The organism is Pseudomonas reactans (genome assembly GCF_013385825.1).
GTDB classification, from domain to species: Bacteria; Pseudomonadota; Gammaproteobacteria; order Pseudomonadales; family Pseudomonadaceae; genus Aquipseudomonas; species Aquipseudomonas reactans.
Genome location: NZ_JACAPG010000018.1, coordinates 35051 through 50147, shown reverse-complemented (window position 1 = coordinate 50147; position 15097 = coordinate 35051). Strand labels below are relative to the sequence as shown.

The window sequence follows — 15097 nt, the reverse complement described above, 5'->3', positions numbered from 1 at the left end:
GTCAAAAATCACAGTCAGCCATAAACGGGGGCCAGGCCCCCACTTCTTTCACAGGAGCAATCATGGCTGCGATTCCCGACTGGGTGCCCATCACCCCCAGCGTCGCCATCACTCGCTTCACGGTGCTGACGGTCAATATCCACAAGGGCTTCACCGCCCTGAATCGACGTTTCATCCTGCCCGAGCTGCGTGAAGCGGTGCGCAGCGTGGGCGCGGATATGGTGTTTTTGCAGGAAATCCACGGCACCCACGAACGCCATCCACAGCGCTTCAGCGACTGGCCGAACATGCCGCAGTACGAATTCCTCGCCGACAGCATCTGGCCGCAGTTCGCCTACGGCCGCAATGCGGTCTACCCCCACGGTGACCACGGCAACGCGCTGCTATCGAAATTCCAGATCGTGCGCTACGACAACCTCGATATTTCCCAAAGCGGCCATGAAAACCGTGGCCTGCTGCATTGCGTGCTGCGCCTGCCGGGCACGGGCCAGGAGATCCATGCGATCTGCATTCACCTGGGTTTGCGCGAGGTGCATCGCCAGCAGCAATTGCGTTTGATCGAGCAGCGTATCAGCGAGATTCCAGCCGATGCGCCGCTGGTGGTGGCCGGTGATTTCAACGATTGGCGCCAGAAGGCCGACCTCAGCAAGGCCGGCCTGAAGGAGGTGTTCGTCGAGGTTAACGGCAAGCCCGCACGCACCTTCCCGGCGCGCCTGCCGTTGTTGCCGCTGGACCGGATTTACGTGCGTAACTTGAAGGTGCATAACCCTCGTGTGCTGACAACGCGGCCCTGGTCTCATTTATCAGACCATGTGCCGCTGTCGGTGGAGATCGAGCTATGAACGTGGCCGTTGAACATATCTCCACCGACCAGCCTCCGGACGAAGCCAAGGCCCGCGACCTGGACTACGGCTGGCAGAGGGGTAACCAGGTCGAATTGCTGGAGAACGGCGAGGCGTATTTTCCCAAGGTGTTCGAAGCCCTGCGCGCGGCCCGCCGGGAAATTCTATTGGAGACCTTCATTCTTTTCGAAGACAAGGTGGGCCATGAGCTGCACGGTATCCTGATCGAGGCCGCGCAGCGTGGAGTCAAGGTGGTGGTGAGCCTCGATGGCTTTGGCTGTGGCGAACTGAGCCCATCGTTTCTGGGCGAGTTGGCGGACGCAGGAGTGACGGTGCAGATGTTTGACCCGGCGTCCAAGACCTTGGGTATTCGCACCAACTGGTTTCGTCGCCTGCACCGCAAGATTGTGGTGGTGGATGCGGAAATAGCGTTTATCGGCGGGATCAATTTTTCTGCCGATCACTTGGGGGACTTCGGCCCCGAAGCCAAGCAGGATTACGCCGTTCAAGTGATAGGACCGGCAGTGGCCGACCTCCATCATTTTGCCCTGGCGCAAAGTGGTCGCCAGTTGCGCACACGACGTGGCTGGCGACGGCGCCAGCAGCGGCCTTCGCTGTGGTCTACCGACCAGGGTGATGGCCTGGTGCGCTTGATTTACCGCGACAACGTGCAGCATCGCGATGACATTGAAGAGGCGTACATCCACGCGCTGAGCAAGGCGCAAACACGCGTGGTGATCGCCAACGCCTACTTCTTCCCCGGCTACCGCCTGCTGCGGGAAATCCGCAACGCTGCGCGCCGTGGCGTGCAGGTGCAACTGATCATGCAGGGCCAGCCCGACGTGCTGCTGGCCAAGCTGGCGGCGCGGATGCTCTACGACTATCTGCTCAAAGATGGCGTGGTGATCCACGAATACTGCCAGCGCCCGCTGCACGGCAAGGTGGCGTTGGTGGATGACGAATGGAGCACCGTGGGTTCGAGCAACCTCGACCCGCTGAGCCTGTCGCTGAACCTGGAAGCCAACGTGTTGATTCGTGACCGCGCGTTCAATCAACAACTTTACGAACGCCTGGAAACACTCGCCAAAGACCACTGCCAGACCATGCCGGAGAACCGCAAGCCGCGCCTGTGGCTGTGGCGGTTGACCGTGGGCTTCCTGGTGTTTCATGTGATGCGCCACTTCCCGGCGTTGACGGGCTGGCTGCCGGCGCACAAGCCACGCTTGAAACCCATCGAGAGCCAGGCCAATGACCGCTGAATCCCGATTCAAGCGCTGGAAGAAACCGCTGACCATCGCCTTCTTCCTGGTGCTGATCGTGCTGTTCACCCTGCTCGCGCGGCGCATCGATTGGAGCGAAGTGGTGCAGACCCTGGGCGACTTCAAGGTGCGCACACTGGTGATCGCAGGCGCGCTAACGCTGTGCAGTTTTCTGGTGTACGCCAGCTTCGACTTGATCGGCCGCACCTACATCCGCCAGAACCTGGTGTGGAAGCAAATCCTGCCGGTGGGCATCATCAGCTACGCGTTCAACCTCAACCTGAGCGCGTGGGTGGGCGGCATCGCCATGCGTTATCGGCTGTATTCGCGCTTGGGCGTGAGCACCGGCAATATCGCCAAGATCCTCGGCCTGAGCCTGGCCACCAATTGGTTTGGCTACATGGCGATTGCCGGGGTGGTGTTCAGCAGCGGTCTGGTGACCATGCCGCCGGGGTGGAAGGTCAGCACCACTGCCTTGCAAGGCATTGGTGCGTTGTTGGTGCTGGCCAGCCTGGGTTATCTGGTGGCCTGCCAGTTTTCGAAGAAACGTGCGTGGACGATTCGCGGCATGGAAATCAACCTGCCGTCAGTGCGCATGGCGTGCTTGCAGTTGCTGCTGGGCGCGTTGAATTGGTCGCTGATGGCGGCGGTGATTTTCACCCTGCTGCCGGCCAAACTGGACTATCCACTGGTACTGGGCGTGTTGCTGATCAGCGCGATTGCCGGAGTGCTCACCCATATTCCGGCAGGGCTGGGCGTGCTGGAGGCGGTATTTATTGCACTGTTGCAGCATGAGGCGTCGCGGGGCAGTTTGCTGGCTGGGTTGATCGCGTATCGGGCGATTTACTTCATCTTGCCACTGCTGATCGCGCTGGTGATGTACCTGGGCGTAGAAGCCAAGGCGAAGGCGTTGCGGGTGAAGAAGACACCCGCCTGAGCCCTTACTGGGACTGGATGATGCTCAACCGCTCGCCCACCACCATCTCGGTGATCCAGTCCACCAGGATTGAGGTGTAGGCCTGCTGGGACACCGGATCGCTGAGGGAATGGTCGGCGCCGTCGATGATTCGGTGGGTCAGGGAGTGGGTCTGCTGGCACGCCGCGCGGTAGCTCATGATGGTGGCGTGGGGCACGTGGTCATCGGTTTCCGATTCGACGATCAACACATCACCGGTAAACGCCGAACACGCGTGCAAGGCGCGATTGGTTTCGGCGTGGACCAACGTACTGCGGTAATCCATCAGGTCGGCCTTATCCAGATCACGCTTGGGTTTGAGCCATTCCTGATCGCGGTACAGCGCCGGTACGCGCAGCGCCAGCCAGCGCACCGGGCGCAATGAGGTGAGAATCGCCGCGAGGTAGCCGCCGTAACTGGTGCCCACCACTGCCACCGCCGAGGTGTCGATGGCCGGGTGGGACAGCAGTCGGTCATAGGCCGCCAGCAGGTCGCGCAGGTTGTCTTCGCGGGTGACGCGGGACAATGGAATGCCCGTGCCGGCGTGCCCGCGCAGGTCGAAGGTCAGGCATACACAACCCAAGCCGGCGATGCCTTTAGCCCGCTCGAGGTCTCGCTCCTGGCTGCCGCCCCAACCGTGCACAAACAACACGCCGGGGACTTTGGACTTGGGACTGAGGAAGGTGCCGCTCATCTGTTCGTCGTCGATATCGATCGCAATGCTTTCGCTTCTAGCCGTCATAAGAGGTAACCGTCACGTACTTGAGAAGAAACTCGCTGCTTTCCGCCGGGCCGCGATACACCTCGATGGCATTGGCCGGCAGCGGTTGGTCCACATAGGTTTCCACCGAGGACACATGGATCGCACGCAGGCCAGGGTTGTTGATAAAACTTTGCAGAGCTGCGACTTCGGCGCTGCTCGCCCCGCCCATGCGCCAGGACTGTTCGAGCACGCCGCTGCGGCGTTGGCCATTACTGTCGAGGCCTTGGGCGATGTCGTAGTTGCGTCGCGATGCGTAGAAGCCGGGGTAAGCTTCATCCGCAACAGTGTCGAAGACCTGGGCTTGCTCGATGGCTTCGCGTACGTCGTCGGCCAGTTCGAGTTGCAACAGGTCTTCGTAATAGCCGGGCACGACCAGCAGGTTGGAACCGCCGTAGACCTCTTCGCCCTGCCCGTCTTTCGTCAGGTATTGCTCGCCGCAGTAGCTGAACACGTGGTCGCCGATAAAACTTTGGCCAACACTGTGAGTGACCACATCGTGCAGGTCCTGCTCCAGAACAACCCCTTCGTTAAAGAGTTTCGCGGCGTCGGATCGCGCCAGCACGGCCTCGAATTCATCCAGGCTGTGGATAACTTCCTGGCCTCGGCCCGCGCAGGCGTGCACGGGTTTCAAGCGGATGGGGCCGCTGTGGAGCAAGCGTGTGGCTGCGAGCCGCGCGTCTTCCAGTGCGAAGACGCTCAAGCCGTCCAGCACGACATTGCGTACACGCTCGCAGAACAACGCCGACCAACCTTCCGGCGCTTTAGCGTCAGGGCCGAGCAAGCCATGACTGATGGCTTTGGTGCAGATGAAGTCGTGGTCGACGTAACCGCCCCACAGATCCTCCGGTCCCTTGATATTCAGCGCTCGGGCCTGGGCCGGGCCGACGAGAGTCTGTGTGGGCAGCAGGTACAATGCCCGCCCCGCGTGCAGATCAGCGTCGTAGCTGCCGCCGAATTTGAGCCCGAGAATCTGCGCCAACCAGCGCGCCAGGGCGCGATTGGTTTCGACCTCATGCCGAGGCGCACCCTCACGTGTGGAGTGCGCAACCACCAGCTTCTTGCGTTGAGTCGGGGTCATGCGTCCCCCTTGGCCATCCCGCCATGTGTGTAGAGAGAACGTTGCAGAGATCAGGCCAAGGCGCGTTCGGACGGGATTGCATTCAAATCAATCGGTTGCCGAAAAACCGATGGCAGTTGGCCTGCTTTATTCTGCACGACGACCCGTTAACGCGGCGGCGTTCTGCACGATTCACACACCGAAACGGCTGCGGTAGTCGCTGGGCGAAAGACCGGTGATCTTCTTGAAGGTAGCGCGAAAGGCACCGGGGTCCTGGTAACCCACGGTCCATGCGATATGGTCGATGGTGCCGTTGGTGAACTCCAGCATCTGCCGCGCCTTGCCCACCCGCAAGTGCTGACAGTACTCGGTGGGTTTCAAGCCCGTCGCGTTGCGAAAGCGCCGCAGGAAGGTGCGCTCTTCCAAACCCGCTTCCTGGGCCATTACCGTAAGGGAAACATCCACCGCGCCACTGGCTTGAAGCCAGTGCTGAACCTTGAGGATGGCCGCGTCACCGTGGCCGAGTATCGGCGCGAAGTTGCTGCGGCATTGGCTGGCGCTGTCACTGTGCTCGATCACCAGGAAACGCGCGGTATCGGCCGCGATGCTCGGCCCCATCAGGCGATCGACCAGCCGCAGGCCGAGTTCGGACCAGGCCATCAAGCCGGCGGTGGTGATCAGGTCGCCGTCATCGACGATGGGCTTATCCGCCTCCAGGCGCACCGCCGGGTAACGGACCGCGAAGGATTTGGCGGACGACCAATGCGTGGTTGCACTGCGTCCGTCGAGCAAGCCGCTGCGCGCCAGCATGATCGAGCCAATGCACACACCGCCCAGTACCGTGCCTGCCGCGTGTTGCTGGCGGATCCATTCCAGCAGCGCGGGCGGCGCCTGGTCTTCGGTGAATTCACCTATCGACGGCGGCACCAATACGGCCATCATCGGCTGGTCAGGGCCGGGATGGCTGCTGAATACGCGCGCCGGTTTGCCGGTAACATCTACCTGCCAATGGCTGACCCGCAGCAACGGCAATTGCGCGGACTGATGCTCGGCGGCGATGCGGTTGGCCACGCCGAACAGGTCGGTCAAGCCATGCACGGCCGCCAACTGCGCACCTTGGTAAATCAACACGCCCAGCTCGACGACCGCCATTGTCAGTTTTCCCCCTGTTATTGTCGGTGCAGCCAATCCCCGGTGCGGGCGCCAGCTAAGATACTGGGCCCATCAACCCATCACGAGGCAACACACATGGCCAAGCAAGCGCTCATCCTAATCGATATCCAGAACGACTACTTCCCTCAGGGCAAGTGGCCACTCGACGGCGTGGACGCCGCGGCAGACAAGGCCGCGCAAGTGCTGCAGGCGTTTCGCCAGGCGGGTGATGCGGTGATTCATGTACGCCATGAGTTCACCTCCGAGGACGCGCCATTCTTCACGCCGGGTTCCGACGGTGCGCACCTGCACAGCAAAGTGCTGAACGAAGGCAATGAGCCGGTGGTGCTTAAACACTTTGTGAATGCGTTTCGCGAAACCAACCTGCGCGAACTGCTGGAGCAACGCAGCATCACGGACCTGGTGGTGGTCGGCAGCATGAGCCATATGTGCATCGACGCGGTGGTACGTGCAGCAGCGGACCTGGGCTATAAGGTCACGCTGATCCATGACGCCTGCGCCACGCGGGATCTGGAGTTCAATGGCAAGGTGATCCCGGCTGCGCAGGTGCATGACGCTTATATGGCATCACTGGCGTTCGGCTACGCAACCGTAGTATCGACCGATGAGTTTCTCGCCCCCGTGTAGGAGCCGGCTTGCCGGCGATAGCGTGACCACGGCCTACGCAGTGGCAATGATGAACAGGCGCGGAAACGGCAGCAGCACAGTGCCGTCAGCCAGGGCTGGATAGGCCTGAGTAATTCGCGCCTGATATTCCTGCAGGAAGGCAGCTTTTTCGCTGTCAGTCAAAGGGGCGAGGAAGGGTCTCAGGGCCGACGCCTTGAACCACTCCACCACCGCTGCGTGATCCGCCAATGGGTGCTGATAGGTGGTGCGCCATACATCGACGGTACTGCAATGTTTGCTCAGCAGTTCGTAGTAGTAGCTCGCGGTGTGGCGCTCGTTGTGTTTGACCGTTCCGATCTTGGCCGACCACGGCCCCTCGGCCGCGACTTCGCGGGCGAGCCGGTGGGCGGGTTCGTCGAGGTTGTCCGGGGTTTGCACTGCCAGCGTGCCACCCGGCGCCAACTGGTGGACCAGATGCGGGTAAAGCGTGGCGTGGTCCGGCAACCATTGCAGGGATGCATTGGCCAGGATCACATCGAAAGTTTGCGCAGGTTTCCAGTCACCGATATCTGCCAGTTCAAAGTTCAGCGCCGGCAGCCTTTTGCGGGCGTCGGCCAGCATGTCGTCGGAGCTGTCCATGCCGGTGACGTGCGCTTGCGGGAAGCGTTCGGCCAGCACCTCGGTGGAGTTTCCGGGGCCGCAGCCCAAGTCCACGGCGGTGCGGACGTCAGTGTTTGGAATGGCCGCCACCAGGTCGCGAACGGGACGGGTGCGCTGCTGTTCAAACATCGTGTATTGCTTGGCAGACCAGGTCATCACGGCTTCCTTCTTTTTGAGGTTGGCCACAGCCTAAATCTTGTGAGGCATGAGAACAAATGCCAGGATTGACGCCATCCCATACTTGAAAAGTATCCCTATGCTGGAGCTTCGCCAACTCAAGGCCTTCGTTGCCATCGCAGAAGAAGGCTATATCACCCGCGCAGCCGAACGCCTAGGCATGCAGCAGCCACCGTTGACGCGGATGTTGCAAAGCCTTGAGGCCGAATTGGGTGTAGTCCTGATGGAGCGCCTGCCCCGTGGCGTGCGCCCCACCACCGCCGGGCTTGCGTTGCTGGATGAGGCGCGGGAGATCCTTGTGCACGCTGAAGGGATTGCAGAGGTGGTACGCCGTGCCGCACGCGGTGAACGTGGCCGGCTTGCCATCGGCTTCACCAGCTCGGCGGCGCTCCATCCTTTTGTGCCGAGTGTGCTGCGGCTGTTTCGCGAAACCTTTGTCGGCGTCACAGTGGTGCTGGAGGAAGCTGGCACCGGCGAGCTGCTGGACGCATTGGTACACGAAAAACTCGACGCGGCGTTTATCCGCTCGCCTCTCAGCGGGACCCAGTCGCTGCAGGACGAACCCATCCTGGTGGAGCCGATGCTGCTGGCGCTGCCCACCGATCACCCGCTGGCGCTTGGTGCAGGCTCTCCCCTACCCTTGAAGGCACTGGCGACCGAATCCTTCGTGCTTTATCGCCGCCGCGTGGGGTTGGGGTTGTATGACGCGATTCTGGTCGCGTGTCGTGAAGCGGGGTTCAGCCCGCAAGTGGTGCAGGAAGCCCCACGCATGACTGCGACATTGAGCCTGGTGGCGGCGGGACTTGGCGTGTCCATCGTGCCAGCGTCGATGCAGCGGTTGCGCGGGGACGGCATCGTGTATCGGGAGCTGACGGAGTGCCAGAGCCTGGTGGCGCCGCTGCACCTGGCGACGCGGATAGGGGATGCATCGTCGGTGCTCGAGAGATTCCGAGCGTTGGTGATCAGCACGGCTTCAAAAGACGCATCCCATCCCGACACGCCGCCCGCGAAACTGGACTAGTCTTTCGTTTTCGACCCACTCAAGCTTCGCGTTCTGTTGGTCGTCAATGCAGATGCCAGCGCAGTGTCCACGGACGAATTTACTGGCTAACCCCCCATTAAATACGTTCAAGTTGGAGCTACGCCATGGCTTATCTTAAAACTCGCGAAGGTAACGATCTCTACTACAAGGACTGGGGCAGCGGCCAACCCGTTGTGTTCTGCCACGGATGGCCGCTCAATAGTGATAGTTGGGAATCGCAGATGCTGCATTTCGCCAACAACGGTTTTCGCGCCATTGCACATGACCGCCGAGGGCATGGCCGTTCAAGCCAGCCGTGGGACGGCAATGATATGGACCATTACGCAGATGATTTAGCGGAGCTGATCGAGCATCTGGATCTGACAAATGTAATCCTTTTCGGTTTCTCCACCGGAGGCGGCGAAGTGGCACGCTATATCGCGCGCCATGGCACTGGGCGTGTGGCAAAGGCCGGTTTGATCTGCGCCGTAACGCCATTGATGCTCAAAACCGCCAGCAACCCCCAAGGGACACCCATTGAAGTTTTCGACGGCATGCGTGCCAACTCCATCGCCAACCGCTCGCAGCTCTACCTTGATCTGGCCAGCGGCCCATTTTTCGGATTCAACCGGGCGGGAGTTACTCCCTCTCAAGGCTTGATCAATTCATTCTGGATGCAGGGGGTCATGGGCGGGCACAAGAATACTTTTGACAGCATCAAGGCATTTTCAGAAACCGACTTTCGCGAAGACTTGAAGCATTTCACTATACCCACGCTCATCATCCACGGTGGAGACGATCAAATCGTGCCGATCCAGGCTGCGGCTCTGGAGAGCAAGCGCTTGATTCCACACGCTCAGTTACTGGTGTACGCAGGCGCACCCCATGGGCTAACCGACACGCACAAGCAGCGAGTCAACGGAGATATGTTGCGTTTTGCACAGCTCTGAACCGTTAGCGATGCAAAAAAAAACCGCACGGCCTTCTCGGCGGTACGGTTTTTTAGTTTGCAGCTTTTGGCTTTAATGCACCCTAGAACGGGATATCGTCATCAAAGCTATCGAAATCCGGAGCCGGCTGCGGAGCGGCCTGTTGTGGCGCTGGACGCGACTCACGCTGTGGCTGCTGGCTTGGCTGTGGGCGCGACTGCTGTGGACGCGGTGCCGAGTTGGACATGCCGCCCTGACCCTGTTGGTCGCCCTGTGGACGGCCGCCCAGCAGTTGCATGGTGCCTTGCATGTCGACCACGATTTCAGTGGTGTAACGCTTGATGCCGTCTTTTTCCCACTCGCGGGTTTGCAGCTTGCCTTCGATGTACACCTGCGAACCTTTACGCAGGTACTCACCAGCGATCTCAGCAACTTTGCCGAACATCGACACACGGTGCCATTCAGTTTTCTCGACCTTCTGGCCGGTTTGCTTGTCGGTCCACTGTTCGCTGGTCGCCAGACTCAGGTTGGTCACGGCGTTACCGTTAGGCAAGTAGCGAACTTCGGGATCCTGGCCGCACGTACCGACCAATATGACTTTGTTAACCCCACGGGCCATAACGTTCTCCTAGGCTGGGCGCGCTGTCGGCACTGGGTTGACCAGTTGCTCAAGCGTCGCGCGATCCAATAATTCGGTGTCCAATTTGATGTAAATGGCCGCCTCTTCCGCGACCACGACTGCATCTGTTACCCCTACGACTGCCTTGAGGCGCTCTACCAGACCGCTTTCGCGGATCGCCTCGGGCGATAGCGGCAAACGCAGACTTGTGACGTAGGGAGGTTCGCGCATGGTAACAGCAAAGGCCAGCCAAAGTGCAGCCAGCCCGGCGCATCCGAGGAAGACAACCGACAAACCGCCATGCTGGAACATCCAGCCCCCCATGATGCCGCCCAGTGCAGAACCGAGGAACTGGCTGGTGGAATACACCCCCATCGCCGTGCCCTTGCCACCGGCCGGTGAAACTTTGCTGATCAGCGAAGGCAATGAAGCCTCCAGCAGGTTGAACGCGGTGAAAAACACCACCGTGCCGATTACCAGCGCCCGCAGGCTGTCGCCGAACTGCCAGAAGAATAGCTCAGTGAGCATCAGCGTCGTGACGGCGCCGAGCAGGATTCGTTTCATTTTGCGTTTTTTCTCGCCATAGATGATGAATGGGATCATGGCGAAGAACGAAATCAGCAGCGCAGTGAGGTAGACCCACCAGTGCTGCTCCTTGGGCAGGCCGGCTTTTTCAACCAGCGCCAGGGGCAAGGCGACGAAGCTGCACATCAGCATCGCGTGCAATACGAAGATACCTAAATCCAGGCGCAGCAGGTCCGGGTGCTTGAGCGTCGGCAAGAGCGCCTTGCGTGCGACGCCCGACTCGCGATGCTGCAATGTGCCGGTGGAGCGCGGCACCATGAAGGCCACGATCACGATGCCGAACAGCGCCATACCGCCGGTGGCGAGGAACAGTCCATGCAAGCCGAACGCACGGGTCAGCAAGGGACCGACCACCATGGCCACGGCAAACGACAGGCCGATAGTCATGCCGATCATGGCCATGGCCTTGGTGCGGTGTTGTTCGCGGGTCAGGTCCGACAGCAAGGCCATCACCGCCGCGGAAATCGCTCCGGCGCCTTGTAGGATACGTCCGGCAATCACGCCCCAGATGGAGTCGGACTGAGCCGCGAGCACACTGCCGAGGGCGAACACGATCAGCCCGAGATAGATGACTGGGCGGCGACCAATACGGTCGGAAATGATCCCGAAGGGAATCTGGAAAATCGCCTGGGTTAGACCGTAGGCGCCAATGGCCAGGCCAATCAATGCGGGGGTCGCGCCTGCGAGATCCATTCCATAGGTCGCCAGCACCGGCAACACCATAAACATGCCCAGCATACGGAAGGCGAACACCAGGGCCAGACCGCTTGCCGCTCGGGTCTCGCCGCTACTCATGCGTTCGCTGTGGGGATCGTGCATGGAAAAACCTCGTGTGAACCGGCGGCGATTCTACCAGTCCCATCGATTGAGAGGGTATATGCGGCGGTTTGCCGCGCAGCTTTCATCTAAGGCTGCAAGCGGCCTTTTGACAGTGTATATTCATCCAGTCTTTAGCCGTATACTCCGGCATTATTTACGCCCGCCGTGCGAGGCCATCTTGGACAAGATCCTGATTCGTGGGGCTAGAACCCACAACCTGAAGAACATCGACCTGACCCTGCCCAGGGACAAACTGATCGTCATCACCGGTTTGTCCGGGTCCGGCAAATCGTCCCTGGCGTTCGACACGCTGTATGCCGAAGGCCAGCGTCGCTATGTGGAATCGCTGTCGGCCTACGCTCGCCAGTTCCTGTCGATGATGGAAAAACCCGACGTCGACACCATTGAAGGCCTGTCGCCGGCGATCTCCATCGAACAGAAGTCGACCTCCCATAACCCGCGCTCCACCGTGGGCACCATTACCGAAATCTACGATTACCTGCGCCTGCTGTATGCACGCGTGGGTATTCCGCGTTGCCCGGACCACGACATTCCCCTGGAAGCCCAGACCGTCAGCCAGATGGTCGACCTGGTGCTGGCCCAGCCGGAAGGGGCCAAGCTGATGCTGCTGGCGCCGGTGATCCGCGAGCGCAAGGGTGAACACCTTTCCGTCTTCGAAGAGCTGCGGGCCCAGGGTTTTGTGCGCGCGCGCATCAACGGCAAGCTCTATGAGCTGGACGAAGCGCCGAAGCTCGACAAACAGAAGAAGCACTCGATTGACGTGGTCGTCGACCGCTTCAAGGTGCGCGCCGACCTGCAACAACGCCTGGCGGAATCCTTCGAAACCGCGTTGAAGCTGGCCGACGGCATCGCCTTGGTTGCACCGATGGACGACGAGCCGGGCGAAGAGATCATCTTCTCCGCGCGCTTTGCCTGCCCGATCTGCGGCCATGCCATCAGCGAACTGGAACCCAAGCTGTTTTCCTTCAACAACCCGGCCGGCGCCTGCCCGACTTGCGATGGCCTGGGCGTGAAGCAGTTCTTCGACATCAAGCGCTTGGTCAACGGTGACCTGACGCTGGCGGAGGGGGCGATACGTGGCTGGGACCGGCGCAACGTCTATTATTTCCAGATGCTCGGGTCGTTGGCGTCGCACTACAAGTTCAGCCTGGAAGTGCCGTTCAACCAACTGCCGGCGGATCAGCAGAAGGTCATCCTGCACGGCAGCGGCTCGCAGAACGTCGACTTCAAATACCTGAACGACCGTGGCGACATCGTCAAACGCTCCCACCCGTTCGAAGGCATTGTGCCGAACCTGGAGCGTCGCTACCGCGAGACCGAATCGGCTAGCGTGCGTGAAGAGTTGGCGAAATTCCTCAGCACCCAGCCTTGCCCGGATTGCCGCGGCACTCGCCTGCGTCGTGAGGCGCGGCATGTGTGGGTGGGCGAGAAGACACTGCCGGCGGTGACCAACCTGCCAATCGGCGATGCCTGTGAATACTTTGGTGTGCTTAAGCTCACCGGCCGCCGCGGGGAAATCGCCGACAAGATCCTCAAGGAAATTCGCGAGCGATTGCAGTTCCTGGTCAACGTAGGCCTGGACTATCTGTCGTTGGATCGCAGTGCCGATACTTTGTCCGGCGGTGAAGCCCAGCGGATTCGCCTGGCCAGCCAGATTGGCGCTGGTCTCGTGGGTGTGTTGTACATCCTCGATGAGCCTTCGATTGGCTTGCACCAGCGCGACAACGATCGCCTGCTGGGCACGTTGAAACACCTGCGTGACATCGGCAACACGGTGATTGTGGTCGAGCACGATGAAGATGCGATCCGCCTGGCGGATTACGTGGTCGATATCGGCCCCGGCGCGGGTGTGCACGGCGGGCATATTGTCGCCGAAGGTACGCCGGCTGAAGTCATGGCTCACCCGGACTCGCTCACCGGTAAGTACTTATCTGGCCGTGTGAAGATCGAAGTGCCGGCCAAACGTACACCGCGTAACAAGAAGCTGGCGCTACACCTCAAGGGCGCACGCGGCAACAACTTGCGCAATGTCGACCTGGAAATCCCACTGGGCCTGCTGACCTGTGTGACCGGCGTTTCCGGCTCGGGTAAATCGACGCTGATCAACAATACGTTGTTCCCCTTGAGTGCCACCGCCCTGAATGGCGCGACCACCTTGGAAGCGGCGGCCCACGACAGTATCAAAGGCCTGGAACACCTGGATAAGGTGGTCGATATCGACCAGAGCCCGATTGGCCGAACGCCACGTTCCAACCCGGCGACCTACACCGGCTTGTTCACCCCCATCCGTGAACTGTTTGCCGGGGTTCCGGAATCCCGCTCAAGGGGTTACGGGCCGGGCAGGTTCTCGTTCAACGTCAAGGGCGGGCGCTGTGAAGCGTGCCAGGGCGATGGCTTGATCAAGGTGGAGATGCACTTCCTCCCGGACATCTACGTGCCGTGCGACGTGTGCAAGAGCAAGCGCTACAACCGCGAAACCTTGGAAATCAAGTACAAGGGCAAGAGCATCCACGAAACCCTGGAGATGACCATCGAAGAAGCACGCGTGTTCTTCGACGCGGTCCCGGCGTTGGCGCGCAAGCTGCAAACACTGATGGACGTGGGCTTGTCCTACATCAAACTGGGGCAGTCGGCGACCACGCTGTCGGGTGGTGAGGCGCAGCGGGTGAAGTTGTCTCGCGAGCTGTCCAAGCGCGACACCGGCAAGACTCTGTATATCCTTGATGAGCCGACCACCGGCCTGCACTTCGCGGATATCCAGCAATTGCTGGACGTGCTGCACCGCCTGCGCGACCACGGTAATACCGTGGTGGTGATCGAGCACAACCTTGATGTGATCAAGACGGCCGATTGGCTTGTAGACCTGGGGCCGGAAGGCGGCTCCAAAGGTGGCCAGATCATTGCCGTGGGCACGCCGGAGCAAGTCTCCGAAATGCCGCAGTCGCACACCGGTTACTACTTGAAACCATTGTTGGAGCGCGACCGGGCCTGACTTTTTCGGGCCCAATGAAAAGCCCCTGTCACTTTGCGGTGACAGGGGCTTTTTTGTAGCCAGGAATCAGAACTGCGATTGCAGGTAATTCTCCAGGCCAATCAGCTTGATCAGGCCCAACTGCTTTTCGAGCCAGTAGGTGTGATCTTCTTCGGTGTCATTCAACTGTACCCGCAGGATTTCCCGGGTGACATAGTCGTTGTGCTGCTCACAGAGCTCGATGCCTTTGCAGAGCGCGGCACGGACCTTGTACTCGAGGCGCAGGTCGGCAGCGAGCATGTCAGGGACCGTAGTACCGACATCCAGATCATCAGGACGCATACGCGGCGTGCCTTCGAGCATGAGGATACGGCGCATCAGTGCGTCGGCGTGCTGTGCCTCTTCTTCCATCTCGTGGTTGATACGTTCGTAGAGCTCGGTAAAGCCCCAGTCTTCGTACATGCGCGAATGGATGAAATATTGGTCACGAGCAGCCAGTTCGCCCGTCAGCAACGTGTTGAGGTAATCGATTACGTCGGGGTGACCTTGCATCGCCCTACATCTCCCTGCTTGAAAGTCTGTAGTTTGAACCATGATGACTTGAAGGTCACGGGATCAACGGCAGAAAAGTGATGTTTTT

The 15097-nt window shown here is 60.3% G+C and carries 14 protein-coding genes; 7 read left to right on the top strand and 7 right to left on the bottom strand.

The window, feature by feature from the left end; genetic code table 11:
* The first annotated feature begins 62 nt into the window (after nucleotides 1-62).
* Genes HX868_RS20580 through HX868_RS20570 form a run of 3 tightly spaced genes read left to right on the top strand, consistent with a single transcriptional unit; the run spans nucleotide 63 to nucleotide 3038 of the window.
* Complete coding sequence (locus HX868_RS20580) at nucleotides 63-842, top strand: endonuclease/exonuclease/phosphatase family protein (protein WP_177004201.1); 780 nt, start codon at nucleotides 63-65, stop codon at nucleotides 840-842.
* Nucleotides 839-2101 (top strand): cardiolipin synthase ClsB, encoded by a 1263-nt coding sequence (clsB, locus tag HX868_RS20575; protein WP_177004200.1) that lies wholly within the window; start codon nucleotides 839-841, stop codon nucleotides 2099-2101. The genes HX868_RS20580 and clsB overlap by 4 nt, the downstream gene beginning before the upstream one ends.
* Nucleotides 2091-3038 carry a lysylphosphatidylglycerol synthase domain-containing protein gene (locus HX868_RS20570; RefSeq protein WP_095013693.1) on the top strand — a complete coding sequence of 316 codons (948 nt, stop codon included), beginning with the start codon at nucleotides 2091-2093 and terminating at the stop codon, nucleotides 3036-3038. Before clsB ends, HX868_RS20570 begins: the two co-directional genes overlap by 11 nt.
* Before the next feature lie 4 nt (nucleotides 3039-3042).
* On the opposite strand, the gene HX868_RS20565 is transcribed toward HX868_RS20570, so the two are convergent.
* From HX868_RS20565 to HX868_RS20555, 3 genes are all read right to left on the bottom strand, one after another.
* Entirely contained in the window at nucleotides 3043-3798 is a 756-nt protein-coding gene (locus tag HX868_RS20565; protein ID WP_025857195.1) for an alpha/beta hydrolase family protein, read from the bottom strand.
* Entirely contained in the window at nucleotides 3788-4897 is a 1110-nt protein-coding gene (locus tag HX868_RS20560; protein WP_177004199.1) for a DUF3182 family protein, read from the bottom strand. Before HX868_RS20560 ends, HX868_RS20565 begins: the two co-directional genes overlap by 11 nt.
* Before the next feature lie 171 nt (nucleotides 4898-5068).
* Nucleotides 5069-6028, bottom strand: a complete 960-nt coding sequence (locus HX868_RS20555; protein ID WP_177004198.1) for a GlxA family transcriptional regulator — start codon at nucleotides 6026-6028, stop codon at nucleotides 5069-5071.
* A 96-nt stretch (nucleotides 6029-6124) separates the two neighbouring features.
* On the opposite strand from HX868_RS20555, the gene HX868_RS20550 reads away from it, so the two are divergent.
* A complete protein-coding gene (locus HX868_RS20550) occupies nucleotides 6125-6676 on the top strand; it encodes a cysteine hydrolase family protein (protein ID WP_177004197.1) in 552 nt (183 codons plus the stop codon).
* Nucleotides 6677-6709: 33 nt separating this feature from the next.
* Here the strand turns inward: HX868_RS20550 and tam are convergent, their stop codons facing one another.
* A complete protein-coding gene (tam, locus tag HX868_RS20545) occupies nucleotides 6710-7471 on the bottom strand; it encodes a trans-aconitate 2-methyltransferase (RefSeq protein ID WP_177004358.1) in 762 nt (253 codons plus the stop codon).
* Nucleotides 7472-7571: 100 nt separating this feature from the next.
* Here tam and HX868_RS20540 point away from each other — a divergent pair, with 100 nt between their 5' ends.
* Nucleotides 7572-8513 (top strand): LysR family transcriptional regulator, encoded by a 942-nt coding sequence (locus HX868_RS20540; RefSeq protein ID WP_177004196.1) that lies wholly within the window; start codon nucleotides 7572-7574, stop codon nucleotides 8511-8513.
* 125 nt (nucleotides 8514-8638) lie between these two features.
* Nucleotides 8639-9463, top strand: a complete 825-nt coding sequence (locus HX868_RS20535) for an alpha/beta fold hydrolase (RefSeq protein ID WP_177004195.1) — start codon at nucleotides 8639-8641, stop codon at nucleotides 9461-9463.
* 82 nt (nucleotides 9464-9545) lie between these two features.
* Here HX868_RS20535 and HX868_RS20530 read toward each other — a convergent pair whose 3' ends face one another.
* Nucleotides 9546-10061 (bottom strand): single-stranded DNA-binding protein, encoded by a 516-nt coding sequence (locus HX868_RS20530; RefSeq protein ID WP_003232445.1) that lies wholly within the window; start codon nucleotides 10059-10061, stop codon nucleotides 9546-9548.
* Between the two features lie 9 nt (nucleotides 10062-10070).
* Nucleotides 10071-11465 (bottom strand): MFS transporter, encoded by a 1395-nt coding sequence (locus HX868_RS20525; RefSeq protein ID WP_010206876.1) that lies wholly within the window; start codon nucleotides 11463-11465, stop codon nucleotides 10071-10073.
* A gap of 178 nt (nucleotides 11466-11643) precedes the next feature.
* Between HX868_RS20525 and uvrA the strand changes: the two genes are divergently transcribed.
* The gene (gene uvrA / locus HX868_RS20520; protein ID WP_033900046.1) at nucleotides 11644-14478 is read left to right on the top strand and encodes an excinuclease ABC subunit UvrA; all 2835 of its coding nucleotides are present in this window, start codon (nucleotides 11644-11646) and stop codon (nucleotides 14476-14478) included.
* 66 nt (nucleotides 14479-14544) lie between these two features.
* Here the strand turns inward: uvrA and bfr are convergent, their stop codons facing one another.
* Complete coding sequence (bfr, locus tag HX868_RS20515) at nucleotides 14545-15009, bottom strand: bacterioferritin (RefSeq protein WP_003176400.1); 465 nt, start codon at nucleotides 15007-15009, stop codon at nucleotides 14545-14547.
* Between the last annotated feature and the right edge of the window lie 88 nt (nucleotides 15010-15097).

Coding starts and splice junctions, on each gene's coding strand:
- HX868_RS20565 (WP_025857195.1), bottom strand. CDS start 3,798: ATGACGGCTAGAAGCGAAAGCATTGCGATCGATATCGACGACGAACAG.
- HX868_RS20560 (WP_177004199.1), bottom strand. CDS start 4,897: ATGACCCCGACTCAACGCAAGAAGCTGGTGGTTGCGCACTCCACACGT.
- bfr (WP_003176400.1), bottom strand. CDS start 15,009: ATGCAAGGTCACCCCGACGTAATCGATTACCTCAACACGTTGCTGACG.
- HX868_RS20550 (WP_177004197.1), top strand. CDS start 6,125: ATGGCCAAGCAAGCGCTCATCCTAATCGATATCCAGAACGACTACTTC.
- HX868_RS20570 (WP_095013693.1), top strand. CDS start 2,091: ATGACCGCTGAATCCCGATTCAAGCGCTGGAAGAAACCGCTGACCATC.
- HX868_RS20580 (WP_177004201.1), top strand. CDS start 63: ATGGCTGCGATTCCCGACTGGGTGCCCATCACCCCCAGCGTCGCCATC.
- HX868_RS20530 (WP_003232445.1), bottom strand. CDS start 10,061: ATGGCCCGTGGGGTTAACAAAGTCATATTGGTCGGTACGTGCGGCCAG.
- HX868_RS20525 (WP_010206876.1), bottom strand. CDS start 11,465: ATGCACGATCCCCACAGCGAACGCATGAGTAGCGGCGAGACCCGAGCG.
- HX868_RS20535 (WP_177004195.1), top strand. CDS start 8,639: ATGGCTTATCTTAAAACTCGCGAAGGTAACGATCTCTACTACAAGGAC.
- clsB (WP_177004200.1), top strand. CDS start 839: ATGAACGTGGCCGTTGAACATATCTCCACCGACCAGCCTCCGGACGAA.
- HX868_RS20555 (WP_177004198.1), bottom strand. CDS start 6,028: ATGGCGGTCGTCGAGCTGGGCGTGTTGATTTACCAAGGTGCGCAGTTG.
- HX868_RS20540 (WP_177004196.1), top strand. CDS start 7,572: ATGCTGGAGCTTCGCCAACTCAAGGCCTTCGTTGCCATCGCAGAAGAA.
- tam (WP_177004358.1), bottom strand. CDS start 7,471: ATGACCTGGTCTGCCAAGCAATACACGATGTTTGAACAGCAGCGCACC.